The following is a 17,698-nucleotide window of genomic DNA, read 5'->3' on the forward strand; positions in this document are numbered from 1 at the left end:
ACCAGACGGGGAGAAATCCACTGCGAAACCCGGCGTATCAGCCCGTCTCGTTCAGCGCCCGGCGCGGCATCTGGCAAAGGCATCGCGCCATTACGGACTAATTTATTGATTTCTATCAAATATCTTTATCCGAAACTGAGAGGTTCTGCGCAGAACCCTGATAGGGAATGGCGGAAGTTAGAGCGCATTCACAAACAGAGGATGTTTTTATGACTCAACGTATGATTATGAATGAAACGGCCTGGTTTGGTGCCGGCGCGTTACGTCATCTGCCGGAAGAGGTAGAGCGTCGTGGAATGCGCAAAGCCCTGATTGTTACTGACCGTGCACTGGTGGCAGCCGGTGCGCTGAAGCGGGTGACCGATCGGCTGGCCAGCCACCAGCTTGCCTGGGCGGTGTACGATGAGGTGGTACCCAATCCCACCATTCGGGTGGTGCAGCAGGGCGTGGCGGCCTTCAGGGCATCGGGCGCAGATTATCTGATAGCGATCGGGGGCGGTTCACCTCAGGATACCAGCAAGGCGATCGGTATGATTATCAACAATCCCGAATTTGAAGATGTACGCAGCCTGGAGGGCGTGGTCCCCACCCGCCATCCCTGCGTTCCGATTATCGCTATCCCGACCACCGCAGGTACCGCCGCTGAAGTCACCATCAACTACGTTATTACCGATGAAGAGAAACGCCGTAAGTTTGTCTGTGTCGATCCACATGCCATTCCGAAAGTCGCGATTGTTGATGCGGAAATGATGGCGAGCATGCCCGCCTCACTGAAAGCCGCAACCGGCATTGATGCGCTGACCCACGCGATTGAGGGCTATATCACGCGTGGCGCCTGGACGCTGACCGATATGCTGCATCTCAAAGCCATTGAGATTATCAGCCAGTCACTGCGCAAGTCGGTGGCAGGGGATCCCGACGCGGTGGAGCAGATGGCGCTGGGACAGTATGTCGCCGGGATGGGTTTCTCCAGTGTCGGACTCGGGCTGGTTCATGGCATGGCCCATCCGCTGGGCGCCTTTTATGATGTGCCACACGGCATTGCTAACGCCATTCTGCTGCCGCAGGTGATGGCGTGGAATGCCGCCTGGACCGGCGAAAAGTATCGCGACATTGCGCGCGCAATGGGCGTGAAGCAGGTCGACACCCTCTCGCTGGAGCAGGCGCGGGAGGCCGCGGTTGATGCCGTTCGTCAGCTCTGTCGGGATGTGGGCATCCCGCGTTCCTTACGTGAAGTGGGTTTGCAGCAGGCCGATATCCCGGCCCTGGCGCAGGCCGCGCTGGATGATGTCTGTACCGGTGGCAATCCGCGCACGCCCGATCTTGAGGCGGTGATGGCGCTCTACCGTCAGAGTTAACGCGCGCCAGCTTATCCGCCGCTGACGTCAGGCCCGCTCACGCCAGCGGGCTTTTTTATCGCGCTGGATCTTTCGCGATTCGCCAGGGCGGATAAAGCCAGTCAGCGCGGTGACGGCCGAGGTTTTCTCGATTTTCTGATGCCCGTTTCAGCCTGAAATCGCCCGCGAGTTTTCTGCAGGTTCCGGTGCATGCGCCACCTGACCGGATAATTTCTTTAGATGCTAAACCCTGAGTCACTTGATCTGGATCACAAAAATCCGCATCATGCGCAGCGAAAACCTTTACGATGCTGCGGAGATATTGATGACACTGTACCAGGGTATGCTGATTTTTTATGCCGTTGTTGCACTGTTCGCTACGCTGATCACCTTCTTCATTGCCAAAGATAAGCTCAGCATTAAACTGCTCAGCGCCTTTCTGGTGGGTGCCACCTGGCCGATGAGTTTTCCCGTCGCGCTGATGTTCGCGCTGTTTTAATTGACATTTTCGCCTTACCGACCACACTCAGATTAGACGTCACTGACCCGCTCTGCGCCGATCGCTGATGTCGGCTTGCTCATCACTCATATAAGGAGCGGATATGCGCGTAATCAGTGTGGCGATTCTGATTTCCCTTCTCAGTGCCTGCAGCGGACCCTGGGGCGCCGAAAAACCGGTCCCGGCGGCAGAAACCCGTCAGCAGACCTGCCAGCCTGGCACCAATCCCAGCCAGAATGACTGCGGTCACTTTCCCGAACCGGAATTTCACTGACACACCCGCACACTGTGTTACGGGATCGCATTTGCGCTATTTCATCGCATAACAAGGCTTTACACGCCGATGGCCGGTCAGTAAAGTAGCGCCCAGACATCATTTCTGATGCGTAAGCGTTAACGTTAACCAACGCCCCGCAGCGCTGCTGCCTGTGATGATCCCTGCCATGAAGCCTCTGCAACTCAGAGTTAAACCTTATGCTGCGCTCTCCGGCGCCTCATTTTTTTTATTTGTGCTGCTGCTGACCGCGGCCAACCTTCGCGCACCGGTGACTGTGGTCGGCCCGGTTCTGCAGGATATTCGTCAGACCTTTGGACTGAGCGCCGGTGAAGCGGGTCTGTTCAACTTTATTCCCCTGATGCTCTTTGCCCTGCTTGCGCCACCAGCCGCCTGGCTCGGCAATCGTATCGGGCTCGAACGCAGCCTGTGGGGCGCACTCTGCTTGATGACCGCGGGTTCCCTGTTGCGCTGGCTGCCTGTGGAGGCGGCGTTATGGGGCGGGACCCTGCTGCTCAGCGCCGGGATTGCTGCCGCCAACGTCCTGCTGCCTCCGCTGATCAAACGCGATTTCACCGCCCATACCGCCCGCTATATCGGGCTTTACGCCGCCACCATGTCGATTACTGCCAGCCTGGCCTCCGGGATTGCCGTTCCGCTGAGCCAGCTTTCCTCCGCAGGCTGGCGACTGTCGCTGGTGGTCTGGGCGATCCCAGGGCTGATTGCGCTGCTGGCCTGGCTGCCACTGCTACGCCAGCGTCCGTTAAAGCAGGCATCCGGCGAGACGACAGTTCTCCATCGCCATCCGTGGCGCTCGGCAGGCGGCTGGCAGATTGCCCTATTTATGGCGCTGCAGTCGCTGGCGTTTTATACCCTGATCGACTGGTTTACGCTGTTCGCCCAGGACCAGGGTTTCAGTCAGGCCGCGGCGGGCTGGCTGTTGTTCTGGTATCAGGCCATCGCGATTGTCGCCAATCTTGGCTGCATGATGGCGCTGAAGCGGGTGAAGGATGCCCGCCTCACCGCCTTCATCGCCTCGTCGGCTATCTTTCTGGGCATGCTGGGGCTACTGCTTAACCCGCTGTGGGCGGCGATCTGGCTGACACTTGCCGGTCTGGGCGCAGGCGCCTCACTGGTGCTCTGCCTCTCCCTCTTTAATCTGCGGGCCAGCAATCATCGTCAGGCTTCACAGCTCTCCGGTATGGCCCAGTGCGTCGGCTATGCGCTGGCCGCGCTCGGTCCTTTGTTGTTTGGCGTGCTCCATGAGCAGAGCGGAAACTGGACGATCCCCTTCAGCGTACTGGTGCTGCTGAGCCTGCTTCAGATGCTGCTGGCCCCCCTGGCCGCACAGTCAAAACCCATCAGCTGAACGTGCGGCCATGCCGCCATCGGCCCTTAACAATATGATCTGCCGGTCGCCGATGCACAGCATCAGCGTCCGGCGGGAAGCGACAGGAGAAGCGAGTGTGTCTGAACTGAATAATGCGCTGTTGCAGGCGATCCTGGATGAGGTGCGTCCGCTGGTTCATCAGGGAAAAGTGGCGGACTATATCCCCGCGCTGGCCGATGTGGCCGTAGACCGGCTGGCTATCGCTGTCTGCCTGCCTGACGGCACCCTCTTTCAGGCGGGCGATGCCCAAACGCGCTTTTCGATTCAGTCGATCTCTAAAGCGCTGTCGCTGACCGTGGCGCTGACCCGCTATGACGATAGCGAAATCTGGCAGCGGGTCGGAAAAGAGCCGTCGGGTCAGCCTTTTAATTCGCTGGTGCAGCTCGAACTGGAACAGGGTAAACCGCGTAATCCCTTTATTAATGCGGGTGCCCTGGTGATCTGCGACCTGCTGGAAACCCGGCTGACCGCGCCGCGTCAGCGTATGCTGGAGATTGTCCGGCAGCTGAGTCAGCAGCCCGACATCAACTATGACCGCCACGTTGCCCGCTCTGAGTTTGAACACTCGGCCCGCAACGCGGCGATTGCCTGGCTGATGAAGTCGTTCGGAAATTTCGATAACGACGTGACCAGCGTGATGCAGACCTATTTTCACTACTGCTCACTGTCAATGAGCTGCGTTGAACTGGCACGTACGTTTATCTATCTGGCGAATCAGGGCCGGACGCTGGATGGCAGCCAGATGATTACCGCGCGTCAGGCGCGCCAGATTAACGCGCTGATGATCACCAGCGGGATGTACGATGGCGCGGGCGAATTTGCCTGGCGGGTCGGCATGCCGGCAAAGTCAGGGGTAGGTGGCGGGATCATTGCCATTATTCCCGGTGAAATGAGCATCGCCGTCTGGTCACCCGGACTCGATGGCGCGGGCAATTCCCTGGCGGGCACGGCGGTGCTGGAGTTACTGACGGAAAAGCTGGGCCGCTCTATTTTCTGACCCTGGACCCGACTAAGTAGAGTAGTCGTCTGTGCTGAGCGGTTTGATGATGAACAGGCACGACGACTCCGGACGCCGGGGAGTGGGATCATAGTCTGCATAACAGACTGAGAGCATGTCTCAGTCTGTTTGACGGATATCCGCCAGTTCCGCTTCGCTCAGCCCGGTCATTTGCAGAATGGTATGGCGGTCCATACCGCTTTTCAGTGCAGAAAGCGTCTTGCGCTGCCCATGCCGAAACTGCCGAAGATGCCCCCACTCAGACCGGGTTCAGCTCACCACGTTAATCGGCTCGCCCTGAAGAGAGGCGGCGATATTTTTCATCACCCCCTTCACCAGATTCTCTGCGCCACTGCGGCTTGCCCAGGCAATGTGCGGTGTCAGCAGCAGACCCGGCAGATCCGCCAGCAGCGGATTATCGGCAGCAGGCGGTTCGCTACTCAGCACATCCAGCGCCGCTCCGCTGATAACGCCCTGCGCCAGGGCAGCCGCCAGATCGGCTTCATTGATTAATCCGCCACGCGCGGTATTGATCAGCAGCGCCTGCGGTTTCATCTTAGCCAGCGCCTCACGGTCAATCATCTGTCGGGTCTGATCGCTTAACGGACAGTGCAGTGAAATCACATCGCTGGTGGCCAGCATCTGCTCAAAGCTGACATAACCGTCACGCACAGTCTGACTCCCTTTGCGCTCGGCGAACTGGACCTGCATCCCCAGCGCCTGCGCCAGCCTTCCTACCGCCTGACCGATTTCGCCCCGGCCCGCGATACCCAGCATAGCCCCGCCGATATCCTGAATCGGCCGACGATGCAGACAGAAGTGTTGCGCCTGCGGCCAGTCCCGGCGGGTGGTGCTGGCATAGTCAAATAACTGCCGGCGCAGCGCGAAAAGGGCTGCAATTACCGCCTCGGAGACGCTCTGCGTGGAGTAGCCGGGCACATTGCTGACGGTGATCCCGCGATCGCGACAGGCGTCGAGATCGATACAGTCATAGCCGGTTGCGGCAACACAGATAAAGCGCAGTTCCGGCAGTTGCCTGAGTGTGGCAGCGCGTAACGGAACTTTATTGGTGATCGCGATAGTCGCTCCCTGCAGGGCAGACACGATCTCATTAACCGGCGTGTGTGCGCGGATCTCCCACTCACCCTGGAGCTGTTCGATTGGCAGTGAGAGCGGCAGCGTATCGCCATCCAGCATAACTATTTTCATTATCTGTCCTTAATTGCTCAGAGTGTCATCCACAGGCTCAGCAGTGATGTTACCTGTATGTGTTCAGTGAATAACAACTAAGTTAAATGAAGCTGAAATTAAAGTGAATATGTTCAAAGAGTGCGAATTTCTTTGATTCAGCCGCCACTTTATTTAACCCTTTTATTCCCTTCGCGTTACACTGCCGCCCGGAAATTTGTCCCATTGTGCCTGTGTAAATGATGCCGAAATGCTTATTCAGACAACGACTCACAGCCGGTATTGCGATACTGGCCGTGCTGCTGTTGTTTGTTGCACCGATGGTCTCTAAAAACCTTGCGGCAGATCATGCCAGGATGCAGCACGTCAGCATGAGCGCAGAGATGCCGATGATGCATCATCACGGCGAGATGTCCATGATGGACCCTGTGATGATGTCCGATGCAGGCTTTGCCTGCGGATACTGTGATTTACTGGTGCATGTGCCCCTGATGCTCTGGAACTTTGTCCCGTTCATCTGGTGGATGTGCCTCATCAGTCGCGCCCCGCCGCCCCGAGCGGTCACGCCGCTCCGGCGGCGGCGAACGCTGCGCCTTCATCGCCCCCGGGCACCGCCCTGTTACGCATCACACTGACACCCTAACATTTCGATTGCGTGACAACGTCACCCGATCGCCCCTGTCTTTTGAAAAGTGTGGAATGCTATGTCCTCTTATCAGGAAACATCCCCTGCACCACGCGGCACGCTGTTCAATCTGCTACGCCGCCTGCATTTTTATATTGGTCTGTTTATTGCGCCGTTTATTTTCATCGCGGCCCTCACCGGAACGCTCTACGTTCTGACTCCGCAGCTGGAACAGGCGATCTATCACGATGCCCTGACGACCCGTGCGCAGGGCGAGCCGCAGCCGCTCTCCGCGCAGGTTGCCGCTGCACGGGCCTGGGCAGGCCTGTCAGCGCACATCTACGCCGTGCGTCCCGCGCCGGGTCCCGCGGATACGATGCGGGTGCAGTTCACTGCCGCTGATGCGGGTCCCTCTGAGTCACGCTCGGTGTTTATCGATCCTTATACCCTGCAGGTCAGGGGGGATATGACCGTATATGGCACCAGCGGCGTGCTGCCGCTGCGCATGTGGCTGGATCAGCTGCATCGTGGCTTGTTACTGGGCGATTTCGGCCGTAACTACAGTGAACTGGCCGCGTCCTGGCTCTGGGTCGCCGCGCTGGGCGGGCTCATCCTGTGGGCCGGGACCCGCCCTCCCCGTACACGAAAGAACGTCCGCAGCGGGTTTGCCGCCGTGCGTCACTGGCACGTCACGCTGGGACTGCTGCTGGCCCTGGGCCTGATCTTCTTTTCGGTGACCGGGCTGACCTGGTCGCAGTGGGCGGGCAGCAACATTGAAAAGATGCGCAGCGACCTGAACTGGAAAACGCCGCAGGTGAAAACCGCGCTGAACGGTGACGCCCCGGCTGAATCTGCCGATCCCCACGCAGAGCATCGCGGCGCAATGGAAGGGATGACCATGTCGGGCATGACGATGCCCGCTAAGACTCCCGCGCGGGTCATTCCTAATCAGCCGGATGCCCGCTGGGATCAGGCCCTGTCTGCCGCCCGTCAGGCAGGACTGAAGGCGGCAAAACTCGAACTGCGCCAGCCTAAAAACGCCGGACAGGCATGGACAGTTTCGGAGATTGACCGCAGCTGGCCAAGTCAGGTGGATGCCGTTTCACTTAATCCGGCCGACTTCACCGTGGTCGACAAAGTGGCGTTCGCCAGCTTCCCGCTGGTGGCGAAACTGACCCGCTGGGGCGTCGATGCGCACATGGGTGTGCTGTTCGGCCTGCCTAATCAGCTGATTCTGGCCCTCTTTGGCTTCGGACTCTGCACGATGATTGTGCTGGGCTACCGCATGTGGTGGATCCGTCGTCCGGCGGTTCCGCAGATTAACCCCTCACAGACGCTGTTAACCGCCTGGCTGGCGCTGCCACGCTATGCGCAGGGCACCAGCCTGATTGTGATGCTGGCGCTCGGTTATGCCCTGCCGGTCATGGGCATCAGCCTGCTGCTGTTTCTGCTGCTGGATATTCAGCGCTGGCGCAGCGCCCGGCGTCGCAGCCAGGCCCGCACCGAGATTGCACCCGACAAGCAGTCGCCGCTGGCGATCGTGCAGTCCCGCTTCGCCGTGAAGCGCAAAGAGATGCGCTATTTTCTGCGCAGCGTGACGGTTCTGGCGCTGATTGTGATTTCGGTGATGGCGAATGCGATGATAGGCGGCGTGATTGATCAGTATCAGATCCCCTTCAGCCACTGGTCGCTGACGATGTATATCACGCAGGCGATGATGATTCTGCTCTACTCCACGGTCTTTACCGGACTGCTGTCGATTCCACTCTGGTATTTCTTCCTGGGTGAAAGCGATGAGCAGGGCAAATAGGCTGTCGCCTCCGCTGGCAGTCTCTCCTTCAACATAACTGACGAAGCCGGGCAAATTTCCCGGCTTTTCATTCTCTCACTAAAGGCTATGATCGTTGTCACTGACCCTTCTGTTTAAAGGCAAATCATGAACATCCTGCGTGCTAATCCTGAACAGCTGTTTGAGTACGGCCCCTTTACCGTCCGCCGTCAGCGACCTGGCGAGACACTAAGCCCGCTGGTCAGCGTTGATCTGATGTCGCTGAAACTGGATGCCCGGATCCCGATGCAGCAGCACTGGAATGAAGAGGTTTTTACCTATCTGTGGCGGGGATCGATGCAGCATCAGGACAGTAACGGCGAGCGGACCCAGCTCTCGGCTAAGCGGGTGATGGTGGTCAATGCGGGTGATGGCGTTCAGTACGAAGAGTCAGTGCCTCTGTTTGAAGCGGAACTGTTACAGGCGGTTATCCGTCCCGCCCAGCCCGGGGGTGAAGCGATGACCCAGGTGCTGGAGCGCGATCAGGGCATTATGAGTAATGGCTGGACCGAACTGGCCGGGCCGGAGGAGTCAGACGCTCCGCTGGAACTGCGTCAGGCAGCCTATATCTATGACACCCTGCTGGAGCGCAACCACACGCTGGACGTGCCTGCCCTGCCGGGCTTTGTGGCTTATCTCGTCGTGCTGGAAGGCAGCATTCGTATCGGCGAGGCGCGACTGGGTCGGGGTGATGCGGTCAGCGGGCTGGCGGCCGGGAGTGAAATCACGGGTGACCGGGATGCCAATCTGGTCTGCTTCCTGATCAAGCCCGATCACGCTGCATAAAAAACGCGCTGCCTTTCCCGGTGAGGTCGCAGGCAGCGCCACGCTTCAATTAAAAGCGCCGCGCGGGACGATTCCCACGCGGCGATCATCGTCCTTACTCCCGGTTACGGGGCTGCTTCGCCTGAACCCGTTTATAAACGTGGTCAAACTGACGCACATCGTCGAGTAACCAGTGGCGCTGCGTCAGCGGCGCATCATCCAGTGCCTGCGGCAGCGGCACCCCATCCAGTGAACCCCGACAGCAAAAGGCGCGCGCCAGGGTCGGCGTGGCAATACCAATGTAACGGGCAAATTCGGGCAACGTCATCAGTGCAGCACTCATCTTCCACCTCCGGCAATTAACTTTCCTCTGCATTCTCAGGCTAATTCTTTACTGCTTTTATTGATCTGAAACATGGATGTGGTACTAATCTTCTGCCTGCTGATGAGAAAGCTCGCCTCGCCCACCGCAAACCGAGAAAGAAGTGAGGAACCTGTGCGCCATTATGGATTGATGATAGCCCTGCTGTTTTCCGGCGTTGCTTCCGCCCACACCCTGACACCCGGCCAGCCGGTTCCGCCGGTCTTTGTGGCCGATAAAGGCGAAATGGTGCTGAATCAGGGCGATATCGGCTACCAGCGCTGGAACAGTCAGGCGCTGACCGGCAAAGTGCGGCTGGTGATCCATGTCGCGGGCCGTCTTTCAGCCAAAGAGCAGAGTGCTGCCCTGATTGAGGCCGTTCAGCAGGCCAGTCTGCCGCGCGATCGCTTTCAGACCACCACCATCGTGAATACCGACGACGCCCTGCCCGGCAGCGCCATTTTTGTGGTGCGCAGCATCGCCTCCAGCAAAAAAGCCGCTCCCTGGCAGCAGTTCATCATCGACAGCAGCGGCGTGACGGCGCATAGCTGGCATCTTCAGCCAGAAAGCGCAGCCGTCGTGGTCGTTGATCAGCAAGGTATTGTGCGCTTCGCTAAAGATGGCGCATTATCTGCTGACAACGTCGCCAGCGTGATGAAACAGCTACGGGCATTGCTGGGCTGATAACCGCTTAGTTTTCACCCGGCTGACGCCGCAAATCGCGGAATGCTCCTGAATTTCACGACATTTTTTATTACCGTAAGCTACGCTTAGTTGTAATGGATTTACCCGCCGTTCTTTGAAAACCTGCCCACTATGCCGGGGCAGCCGGGGACGATGATTGAAGATGGCATCGAATCATTTCGACCTGCTGTGACTTCCTCTGTAGATAAGGACAGCCCTGATGACGGTCTGCGCAGAAAAACACGTCAATGTCATACACAGCGATGCAGCGATTCTGTTGAACGATATTGAGCAACGGCTCGATCAGCTTTTACCGGTCGACAGTGAACGTGATCTGGTCGGCGCGGCAATGCGCGACGGCGCGCTGGCGCCGGGAAAACGTATTCGTCCGCTGCTGCTGCTGCTGACCGCGCGCGATCTGGGGTGCAATGCCAGCGCAGCCGGTCTGCTTGACCTCGCCTGCGCGGTTGAGATGGTGCACGCCGCTTCGCTGATCCTGGACGATATGCCCTGCATGGATGATGCGCAGCTGCGGCGCGGACGCCCTACCATCCACTGTCAGTATGGTGAACATGTCGCCATCCTCGCTGCCGTGGCCCTGCTGAGTAAGGCCTTTGGTCTGGTCGCGGTGGCAGAGGGCTTAACCGCCAGCGCCAGAACGGACGCGGTTGCAGAGCTGTCTCAGGCGGTTGGGATGCAGGGGCTGGTGCAGGGGCAGTTCAAGGATCTCTCGGAGGGAGATAAACCCCGCAGCGCCGACGCCATTCTGATGACCAATCACTTCAAAACCAGCACCCTGTTCTGCGCCTCCATGCAGATGGCCTCTATCGTGGCGGAAGCCCCCAAAGAAGCCCGCGAACAGCTGCACCGCTTTTCGCTGAATCTCGGTCAGGCGTTTCAGCTGCTGGACGATCTCACTGACGGTATGACTGACACCGGTAAAGATGCCCATCAGGATGAGGGAAAATCGACGCTGGTGAACCTTCTCGGCGCAAAAGCGGTGGAATCGCAACTGCGCGACCATCTGCGCTGCGCCGGAGAACACCTGCTCTCCGCCTGCCGCGACGGTTACGCCACCCATCATTTTGTTCAGGCCTGGTTTGAGAAAAAACTCGCTGCCGTCAGTTAAGGATGCTGCATGAGCCACTTTGCGGTTATTGCACCGCCCTTCTATAGCCATGTGCAGGCGCTTCAGCATCTCAGCCAGGCCCTGATAGCACGCGGACACCGTATCACCTTTATCCAGCAGACGGACGTCAGCGCACTGCTCACCGATCGCCGCATCGGCTTTTTTCCGCTGGGCTTAACCTCGCATCCTGCCGGAAGTCTGGCGCATACCCTGCAGCTGGCTGCACACCCCCTTGGCCCGTCGATGCTGAAACTGATCAGTGAGATGGCTCGCAGCAGCGATATGCTCTGTCGCGAACTGCCGGTGGTGCTGAATACGCTGGCAGTGGATGGCGTGATTGTCGATCAGATGGAGCCGGCCGGCGCGCTGGCCGCTGAGGCGCTCGATCTGCCCTATGTTTCGGTGGCCTGTGCCCTGCCGCTTAACCGTGAAGCGGATTTCCCGCTGGCAGTGATGCCGTTTGACTATGGCACCAGCGATCAGGCGCGCGAACGTTATCGTGCCAGTGAAAAAATCTACGACTGGCTGATGCGCCGCCACGACAGGGTCATCGCCCGTAACGCCCATGCAATGGGGCTGCCACCGCGGGAAAAGCTGCACCACTGTTTTTCTCCGCTGGCACAGATCAGCCAGCTGATCCCGGCGCTGGATTTCCCCCGTCAGGCGCTGCCCGACCATTTTCATGCTGTTGGCCCGCTGCGCGCCCCGGACGCGCCCCAGGCCGCACAGCCGCGCTATTTTCCGCATGGCAACAGGCCGCGCATTTTTGCTTCCCTCGGCACCCTGCAGGGACACCGTTACGGCCTGTTTAAAACGATCGTCCGCGCCTGTCAGGAGATCGACGCGCAGTTACTGCTGGCCCACTGTGGCCGCCTGTCGCCGTTTCAGGCGGAGAAACTGGCGCAGGCCAGCCATGTTCAGGTTGTCGATTTTGCTGACCAGGCCGCCGCGCTGGCCCAGGCCGACCTGGCCATTACCCACGGCGGCATGAACACGGTGCTGGATGCGATTAACCATCTGACGCCTCTGCTGACAATCCCGCTGGCCTTTGATCAGCCGGGCGTGGCAGCCAGGGTGGTCTGGCACGGTATCGGCCGCCGCGCCTCACGTTTTACCACCAGTCACGCCATGGCCCGCCAGCTGCAGACCTTACTGACGGATACGCACTATGCTGAGCAGATGAAGCCCCTGCGCGCCGCGCTTCGTCAGGCGGGTGGCGCCTCGCTGGCAGCGGACATCGTCGAGCAGGCGATGCTGACCCGCCAGCCCGTGCTGAACGGGAGTGCCTATGCCACGGTATGATCTGATTCTGGTGGGCGCGGGTCTGGCCAACGGGCTGATTGCGCTGCGCCTCCGCCAGCAGCGGCCGTCGCTGCGCATACTGCTGATTGACGCGGAGAGTCAGCCTGGCGCCCATCACACCTGGTCCTTTCATGCAGACGACCTGACTGAAGCGCAGCACCGCTGGATCGCCCCGCTGGTGGTGCATCACTGGCCCGGTTATGAGGTGCGCTTTCCGCAACGTCAGCGCCATCTGAACAGTGGCTATTTTTGTGTCACCGCAGAGCGCTTCGCTCAGGTCATGCGCGATCACTTTGCTGCTGACCTGCTGCTGAATACGCGTGTTGCAATGCTCGATTCACACTCGGTTACGCTGGACGATGGGCGGGTAGTGGAAGCGGATGCCGTGATTGATGGCCGGGGCTACCAGCCCGATGGCGCGCTGCGCATGGGCTTTCAATCGTTTGTCGGACAGGAGTGGCAGCTGAGTGCTCCACACGGGCTGACCGCGCCAATTATTATGGATGCCACGGTTGACCAGCAGGGCGGCTATCGCTTTGTCTACAGCCTGCCCTTTTCGGCCGATACGCTGCTGATTGAAGACACCCATTATATCGACCGCGCCACGCTGGACGGTGAACGCGCCCGCCAGAATATTCGTGACTATGCGGCGCAGCAGGGCTGGCAGCTGGCCCGTTTGCTGCGCGAAGAACAGGGTGCCCTGCCCATCACGCTGACAGGCGACGTTGACGCATTCTGGCAGAAGCGTGACCTGCCCTGCAGCGGCTTACGCGCCGGGCTGTTTCATCCCACCACCGGCTACTCACTGCCGCTGGCAGTGGCGCTGGCTGATCGGCTGGCGGAGATGCCCGTAATGACATCGGCCTCACTCAACACCACTATCAGACAGGTGGCCTCCCAGGCCTGGCAGCAGCAGCGCTTCTTTCGCATGCTGAACCGGATGCTGTTTCTGGCGGGGCCAGCCGGGCAGCGCTGGCAGGTGATGCAACGTTTTTATGGCCTTCCCGAAGGTCTGATCGCCCGTTTTTATGCGGGAAAACTTACTTTGCCTGATCGGCTGCGTATTTTAAGCGGCAAGCCCCCGGTCCCCGTACTGGCGGCGTTACAGGCTATCATGACTCCTCACCGTCAACAGGCGATGCAATGAACAGAACGACAGTAATTGGCGCAGGCTTTGGTGGTCTGGCGCTGGCGATTCGCCTTCAGGCGTCAGGCATTCCCACCCGACTGCTGGAGAAGCGCGATAAGCCAGGCGGCCGGGCGTATGTTTATCAGGATCAGGGCTACACCTTTGATGCCGGCCCGACGGTGATCACCGATCCCAGCGCGATTGAAGAGTTATTTACGCTGGCGGGTAAAAAGCTCGCTGACTATGTTGAGCTGCTGCCGGTCAGGCCCTTTTATCGTCTCTGCTGGGAGTCAGGCAGGGTGTTCAGTTATGACAACGATCAGCCCGAACTGGAAGCGCAGATCGCCGCCTTTAATCCGCGTGATGTCGAAGGCTATCGCCGTTTTCTGGCTTACTCGCGCGCTGTGTTCGCCGAGGGCTATCTGAAACTGGGCACTGTGCCGTTTCTCTCGTTCCGCGACATGCTGCGCGCCGCGCCACAGCTGGCAAAACTGCAGGCCTGGCGCAGTGTTTACAGCAAGGTGGCAAGCTACATTGAGGATGAACACCTGCGTCAGGCGTTCTCCTTTCACTCGCTGCTGGTCGGCGGCAATCCCTTTGCCACCTCCTCCATCTACACGCTGATTCATGCGCTGGAACGTGAATGGGGAGTCTGGTTTCCGCGCGGCGGCACGGGCGCACTGGTGCAGGGCATGGTAAAACTGTTCGAGGATCTGGGCGGTGAAGTGGAACTGAATGCCAGCGTGGCCCGGCTGGAAACGCAGGAAAACCGGATTACGGCCGTCCATCTCGAAGATGGCCGGGTACTCCCGACCCGCGCCGTCGCCTCCAACGCAGACGTGGTTCATACGTACCATGATCTGCTGCGTCAGCATCCCCCTTCTGTGGCACAGGGAAAGACACTGCAGAACAAGCGCATGAGCAACTCCCTGTTTGTGCTCTATTTTGGCCTGAATCATCATCATGACCAGCTGGCTCACCACACCGTCTGCTTCGGCCCGCGCTATCGTGAACTGATCGATGAGATCTTCAATCGTGATGGCCTGGCCGAGGACTTCTCGCTCTACCTGCATGCCCCCTGCGTCACCGATCCCTCGCTGGCTCCGGAAGGCTGCGGCAGCTACTACGTGCTGGCCCCGGTGCCGCATCTCGGCACGGCTGATATCGACTGGGCGGTTGAAGGTCCGCGCCTGCGCGACCGTATTTTTGACTATCTGGAACAGCACTACATGCCGGGCCTGCGCAGTCAGCTGGTGACGCACCGCATCTTCACGCCGTTCGATTTCCGCGATGAGCTGAACGCCTATCAGGGCTCCGCCTTCTCGGTTGAACCCATCCTGACCCAGAGCGCCTGGTTCCGGCCACATAACCGCGACAAACACCTCAGTAACCTCTACCTGGTCGGCGCAGGCACGCATCCTGGCGCAGGCATTCCCGGCGTGGTGGGCTCGGCGAAAGCCACGGCAGGATTAATGCTGGAGGATCTGGCTTGAACAGTCCGTCACTGCTCGATCATGCTGTAGAAACTATGGAAGTGGGTTCAAAAAGTTTTGCCACGGCATCGAAACTGTTCGATGCCAAAACCCGACGCAGTGTGCTGATGCTCTACGCCTGGTGCCGTCACTGTGATGATGTGATTGACGATCAGGTGCTGGGCTTCAGCAACGATACGCCGTCGCGGCTCTCCGCCGAACAGCGTCTGGCGCAGCTGGAGACAAAAACCCGCCAGGCTTATGCCGGGTTGCAGATGCATGAGCCTGCCTTTGCGGCCTTTCAGGAGGTGGCGATGGCGCACGATATTCTGCCTGACTACGCCTTTGCTCATCTGGCCGGTTTTGCGATGGATGTGCGTGAGACCCGCTATCAGACGCTGGACGACACGCTGCGCTACTGTTATCACGTGGCGGGGGTGGTCGGTCTGATGATGGCGCAGATCATGGGGGTGCGCGACAGGGCCACACTGGATCGCGCCTGCGATCTCGGCCTGGCGTTTCAGCTGACCAACATTGCCCGCGACATCGTCGAAGATGCGGCCGCAGACCGCTGTTATCTGCCTGAAGCGTGGCTGGCTGAAGAGGGGCTTACACGGGAAAATCTGGCCGCGCCGCAACACCGTCCGGCACTGAGCCGCGTCGCCCGTCGCCTGGTTGAAACGGCCGAGCCCTACTATCACTCGGCCACGGCAGGTCTGCCAGGCCTGCCGCTGCGATCGACATGGGCAATCGCAACCGCGAAGCAGGTCTATCGTAAAATCGGCATGAAGGTGATTCAGGCAGGGCCAGCGGCGTGGGATCAGCGCCTGTCCACCAGCACACCCGAGAAACTGGTCATGCTGATGGCGGCGTCAGGTCAGGCGGTTACTTCCCGGATGGCGCGTCCTGCTCCACGCCCCGCTCACCTCTGGCAGCGCCCCGTTTAACGCCGTGACGTTCACGCAGCGTCGCCTGCAGTTTTGACAGCGGTGGCGCATAGAGGAAGCCAAACGAGACACAACCCTCTTTTCCGCGCACCGCGTGATGCATCCGGTGCGCCATATAGAGCCGACGTAAGTAACCCCGACGCGGAACATAGCGGAAGGGCCAGCGCTGGTGAACCAGGCCGTCATGAACAATAAAGTAGAGCAGGCCATAGAGCGTCATCCCGGCGCCAATCCACTGCAACGGCCAGACGCCCGTGCTGCCCAGCCAGATCAGTAAAATCGACAGGCCCGCGAACACCACCGCATAAAGATCGTTAACCTCGAACCAGCCCTTGTGCGGCTCATGATGCGACAGATGCCAGCCCCAGCCCCAGCCATGCATAATATATTTGTGCGCCAGCGCAGCCGTTATCTCCATGCCGATCACGGTGACCAGAACAATCAGGGCATTCCAAATCCACAACATAGCTTCTCCCGAACATGCATCCTGCAAAGTGGCGCAGAGGTTCAATTTTAACAGAGATTGGCCAAAACAGCCGGGCGGGTTTGGCGGGTTTTAACAATTACTGCAGATGATAAAGCGGATAACCCAGGTAGCCGGACCCGGAAGGGAAACCGGTCGCCATAACCGGTGAATCCGCGTCAGCGGCAACGGCTCAGTTATACACCAGATTAAAGGTGACGGTCCCGTCCGCTTTACCCGCCATCACCTGGCTGTCGGTCTGAATATATTGGGCGTTAAACGACATCGACTTCGCCTGATCGGGTGAGGAGACGGTAGTCAGCACCGGCAGCTGATCGGTCGGCACATTCAGCGGCACGCGCTGGCCTTCTGCGACCTGCAGACCGGGGCCATAGGTCAGGGCAATGCCCACCCCTGACGCGGCGTTACTCTGTGGTGTCAGGCTGATGGCATCCTTGTCGCCAGCGGTCGCCATGCCAAAAAAGCCGACTTTGACTGCGGCGCTGTGTTCGCACATCACCTGAATCCGGAAACTTTTTTCGCTTCCCGCCCGGCTGCCGATGCCGGTGAACTCCGCCTTACTCACTTTTCCCATCCCGACGTTAATCGCAGACTGGGATGTGACAACGGCACAGCTGCCATATTGCACCGTAAAGCTGGAGAGAAAGAGCTGCGGCCTGTCGTTGATCGGCTGGCTGCTGGCCGCACTGTTCCCCACCTTCAGGCTGGCATTACCGATGTTTACCTCACCGACATTCGCGGGTTGGTTGCCTGGGTTCAGCGGGGAACGCTGCCCCGGAATTTTGTAAAACACCACATAGGACTGCAGTTTGATGTCGTGTGCCGCGTTGAACTGTGGACTGACCTGCGAGTTACAGATCGAACTGGTTTTGCCTTTGCCGGTGGTGTCGAAAAAGCCGCTGTTGCAATATGAAGGCTCTTTAAATCCAATCGCGAATCCGATGCTCTCAACACCCGGTACGCGATAGATTGGCGTCGTGTGCCCTCCTGCAATTGAGGTCTGTAATCCCGACTCTTCAGCATTAATCTGAAACCCCATATCTTTCCAGGCATAGCCCTGCTCACCGCTGTTTTTATTGCAGGTAAACGCATTGGTACTTTGCACGGGCATCTGCGCGGAGATGGGGGTGCCGTCAGCGGCGCCCGGGACATAGTTGACATTATGCACCTGCACGACCACCTGACTCACCCCCTGACACGACTCCTGGGCCAGAGAGGGCCAGCAGACCAGTGCCGGGATGAGCAGCACGATCCCTTTAATGACACGCTGAACTGATTTCATCTGAA

The 17,698-nt window shown here is 59.1% G+C and carries 18 protein-coding genes; 14 read left to right on the plus strand and 4 right to left on the minus strand.

Annotated elements, in window-relative coordinates; all coding sequences use genetic code 11:
• Positions 1 to 209: 209 nt before the first annotated feature.
• The 5 genes from fucO to glsB all read left to right on the plus strand — a co-directional run bounded on the left by fucO (position 210) and on the right by glsB (position 4,497).
• Positions 210 to 1,358: a lactaldehyde reductase gene (gene fucO / locus HFD97_RS07755; protein WP_167431708.1), complete on the plus strand. Its 1,149-nt coding sequence runs from the start codon at positions 210 to 212 to the stop codon at positions 1,356 to 1,358.
• Between the two features lie 304 nt (positions 1,359 to 1,662).
• Positions 1,663 to 1,836 carry a GhoT/OrtT family toxin gene (locus HFD97_RS07760; protein WP_009093071.1) on the plus strand — a complete coding sequence of 58 codons (174 nt, stop codon included), beginning with the start codon at positions 1,663 to 1,665 and terminating at the stop codon, positions 1,834 to 1,836.
• Between the two features lie 103 nt (positions 1,837 to 1,939).
• A complete protein-coding gene (locus HFD97_RS07765) occupies positions 1,940 to 2,110 on the plus strand; it encodes a hypothetical protein (protein ID WP_167428668.1) in 171 nt (56 codons plus the stop codon).
• 169 nt (positions 2,111 to 2,279) lie between these two features.
• The gene (locus tag HFD97_RS07770) at positions 2,280 to 3,479 is read left to right on the plus strand and encodes an MFS transporter (protein ID WP_167431709.1); all 1,200 of its coding nucleotides are present in this window, start codon (positions 2,280 to 2,282) and stop codon (positions 3,477 to 3,479) included.
• A gap of 52 nt (positions 3,480 to 3,531) precedes the next feature.
• Positions 3,532 to 4,497: a glutaminase B gene (glsB, locus tag HFD97_RS07775; protein ID WP_167431710.1), complete on the plus strand. Its 966-nt coding sequence runs from the start codon at positions 3,532 to 3,534 to the stop codon at positions 4,495 to 4,497.
• 270 nt (positions 4,498 to 4,767) lie between these two features.
• On the opposite strand, the gene HFD97_RS07780 is transcribed toward glsB, so the two are convergent.
• Positions 4,768 to 5,706, minus strand: coding sequence for a D-2-hydroxyacid dehydrogenase (locus HFD97_RS07780; RefSeq protein ID WP_167431711.1), 939 nt, complete (start codon positions 5,704 to 5,706; stop codon positions 4,768 to 4,770).
• 221 nt (positions 5,707 to 5,927) lie between these two features.
• Here HFD97_RS07780 and HFD97_RS07785 point away from each other — a divergent pair, with 221 nt between their 5' ends.
• From HFD97_RS07785 to HFD97_RS07795, 3 genes are all read left to right on the plus strand, one after another.
• On the plus strand, positions 5,928 to 6,320 hold the full coding sequence (locus HFD97_RS07785; RefSeq protein WP_033736836.1) for a DUF2946 domain-containing protein: 393 nt from the start codon (positions 5,928 to 5,930) through the stop codon (positions 6,318 to 6,320).
• 69 nt (positions 6,321 to 6,389) lie between these two features.
• Entirely contained in the window at positions 6,390 to 8,120 is a 1,731-nt protein-coding gene (locus HFD97_RS07790) for a DUF2534 family protein (RefSeq protein WP_167431712.1), read from the plus strand.
• A gap of 126 nt (positions 8,121 to 8,246) precedes the next feature.
• On the plus strand, positions 8,247 to 8,924 hold the full coding sequence (locus HFD97_RS07795; RefSeq protein ID WP_167431713.1) for a pirin family protein: 678 nt from the start codon (positions 8,247 to 8,249) through the stop codon (positions 8,922 to 8,924).
• Positions 8,925 to 9,018: 94 nt separating this feature from the next.
• Here the strand turns inward: HFD97_RS07795 and HFD97_RS07800 are convergent, their stop codons facing one another.
• The gene (locus HFD97_RS07800; protein ID WP_009093079.1) at positions 9,019 to 9,246 is read right to left on the minus strand and encodes a hypothetical protein; all 228 of its coding nucleotides are present in this window, start codon (positions 9,244 to 9,246) and stop codon (positions 9,019 to 9,021) included.
• 171 nt (positions 9,247 to 9,417) lie between these two features.
• Between HFD97_RS07800 and HFD97_RS07805 the strand changes: the two genes are divergently transcribed.
• The 6 genes from HFD97_RS07805 (at position 9,418) to crtB (ending at position 15,927) form a co-directional block, all read left to right on the plus strand.
• Positions 9,418 to 9,948 carry a YtfJ family protein gene (locus HFD97_RS07805; protein WP_009093080.1) on the plus strand — a complete coding sequence of 177 codons (531 nt, stop codon included), beginning with the start codon at positions 9,418 to 9,420 and terminating at the stop codon, positions 9,946 to 9,948.
• Between the two features lie 220 nt (positions 9,949 to 10,168).
• A complete protein-coding gene (locus tag HFD97_RS07810; RefSeq protein WP_046102892.1) occupies positions 10,169 to 11,077 on the plus strand; it encodes a polyprenyl synthetase family protein in 909 nt (302 codons plus the stop codon).
• A gap of 9 nt (positions 11,078 to 11,086) precedes the next feature.
• Positions 11,087 to 12,379, plus strand: a complete 1,293-nt coding sequence (locus tag HFD97_RS07815; RefSeq protein ID WP_167431714.1) for a glycosyltransferase — start codon at positions 11,087 to 11,089, stop codon at positions 12,377 to 12,379.
• Positions 12,366 to 13,526 (plus strand): lycopene beta-cyclase CrtY, encoded by a 1,161-nt coding sequence (gene crtY, locus HFD97_RS07820; RefSeq protein ID WP_167431715.1) that lies wholly within the window; start codon positions 12,366 to 12,368, stop codon positions 13,524 to 13,526. Before HFD97_RS07815 ends, crtY begins: the two co-directional genes overlap by 14 nt.
• Positions 13,523 to 15,001: a phytoene desaturase gene (locus HFD97_RS07825; RefSeq protein WP_046102889.1), complete on the plus strand. Its 1,479-nt coding sequence runs from the start codon at positions 13,523 to 13,525 to the stop codon at positions 14,999 to 15,001. Before crtY ends, HFD97_RS07825 begins: the two co-directional genes overlap by 4 nt.
• The gene (gene crtB, locus HFD97_RS07830; RefSeq protein ID WP_167431716.1) at positions 14,998 to 15,927 is read left to right on the plus strand and encodes a 15-cis-phytoene synthase CrtB; all 930 of its coding nucleotides are present in this window, start codon (positions 14,998 to 15,000) and stop codon (positions 15,925 to 15,927) included. The genes HFD97_RS07825 and crtB overlap by 4 nt, the downstream gene beginning before the upstream one ends.
• Here the strand turns inward: crtB and HFD97_RS07835 are convergent.
• Both HFD97_RS07835 and HFD97_RS07840 read right to left on the minus strand, forming a co-directional pair.
• Complete coding sequence (locus HFD97_RS07835; RefSeq protein WP_009093087.1) at positions 15,866 to 16,393, minus strand: sterol desaturase family protein; 528 nt, start codon at positions 16,391 to 16,393, stop codon at positions 15,866 to 15,868. The genes crtB and HFD97_RS07835 overlap by 62 nt on opposite strands.
• 190 nt (positions 16,394 to 16,583) lie before the next feature.
• Positions 16,584 to 17,693, minus strand: a complete 1,110-nt coding sequence (locus tag HFD97_RS07840; RefSeq protein ID WP_167431717.1) for a fimbrial protein — start codon at positions 17,691 to 17,693, stop codon at positions 16,584 to 16,586.
• Positions 17,694 to 17,698: the final 5 nt, after the last annotated feature.

The sequence above is a fragment of the Pantoea sp. EKM103V genome, from assembly GCF_011800365.1.
GTDB lineage: Bacteria > Pseudomonadota > Gammaproteobacteria > Enterobacterales > Enterobacteriaceae > Pantoea > Pantoea anthophila.

Bases quoted from the DNA above. Each gene is read 5' to 3' on its own strand.
- HFD97_RS07795 (WP_167431713.1), top strand. From the start codon at position 8,247: ATGAACATCCTGCGTGCTAATCCTGAACAGCTGTTTGAGTACGGCCCC.
- HFD97_RS07790 (WP_167431712.1), top strand. From the start codon at position 6,390: ATGTCCTCTTATCAGGAAACATCCCCTGCACCACGCGGCACGCTGTTC.
- HFD97_RS07780 (WP_167431711.1), bottom strand. From the start codon at position 5,706: ATGAAAATAGTTATGCTGGATGGCGATACGCTGCCGCTCTCACTGCCA.
- glsB (WP_167431710.1), top strand. From the start codon at position 3,532: ATGCACAGCATCAGCGTCCGGCGGGAAGCGACAGGAGAAGCGAGTGTG.
- HFD97_RS07760 (WP_009093071.1), top strand. From the start codon at position 1,663: ATGACACTGTACCAGGGTATGCTGATTTTTTATGCCGTTGTTGCACTG.
- HFD97_RS07825 (WP_046102889.1), top strand. From the start codon at position 13,523: ATGAACAGAACGACAGTAATTGGCGCAGGCTTTGGTGGTCTGGCGCTG.
- HFD97_RS07805 (WP_009093080.1), top strand. From the start codon at position 9,418: ATGATAGCCCTGCTGTTTTCCGGCGTTGCTTCCGCCCACACCCTGACA.
- crtY (WP_167431715.1), top strand. From the start codon at position 12,366: ATGCCACGGTATGATCTGATTCTGGTGGGCGCGGGTCTGGCCAACGGG.
- HFD97_RS07815 (WP_167431714.1), top strand. From the start codon at position 11,087: ATGAGCCACTTTGCGGTTATTGCACCGCCCTTCTATAGCCATGTGCAG.
- HFD97_RS07800 (WP_009093079.1), bottom strand. From the start codon at position 9,246: ATGAGTGCTGCACTGATGACGTTGCCCGAATTTGCCCGTTACATTGGT.
- HFD97_RS07835 (WP_009093087.1), bottom strand. From the start codon at position 16,393: ATGTTGTGGATTTGGAATGCCCTGATTGTTCTGGTCACCGTGATCGGC.
- HFD97_RS07785 (WP_033736836.1), top strand. From the start codon at position 5,928: ATGCCGAAATGCTTATTCAGACAACGACTCACAGCCGGTATTGCGATA.
- HFD97_RS07840 (WP_167431717.1), bottom strand. From the start codon at position 17,693: ATGAAATCAGTTCAGCGTGTCATTAAAGGGATCGTGCTGCTCATCCCG.
- HFD97_RS07770 (WP_167431709.1), top strand. From the start codon at position 2,280: ATGAAGCCTCTGCAACTCAGAGTTAAACCTTATGCTGCGCTCTCCGGC.
- HFD97_RS07765 (WP_167428668.1), top strand. From the start codon at position 1,940: ATGCGCGTAATCAGTGTGGCGATTCTGATTTCCCTTCTCAGTGCCTGC.
- fucO (WP_167431708.1), top strand. From the start codon at position 210: ATGACTCAACGTATGATTATGAATGAAACGGCCTGGTTTGGTGCCGGC.
- HFD97_RS07810 (WP_046102892.1), top strand. From the start codon at position 10,169: ATGACGGTCTGCGCAGAAAAACACGTCAATGTCATACACAGCGATGCA.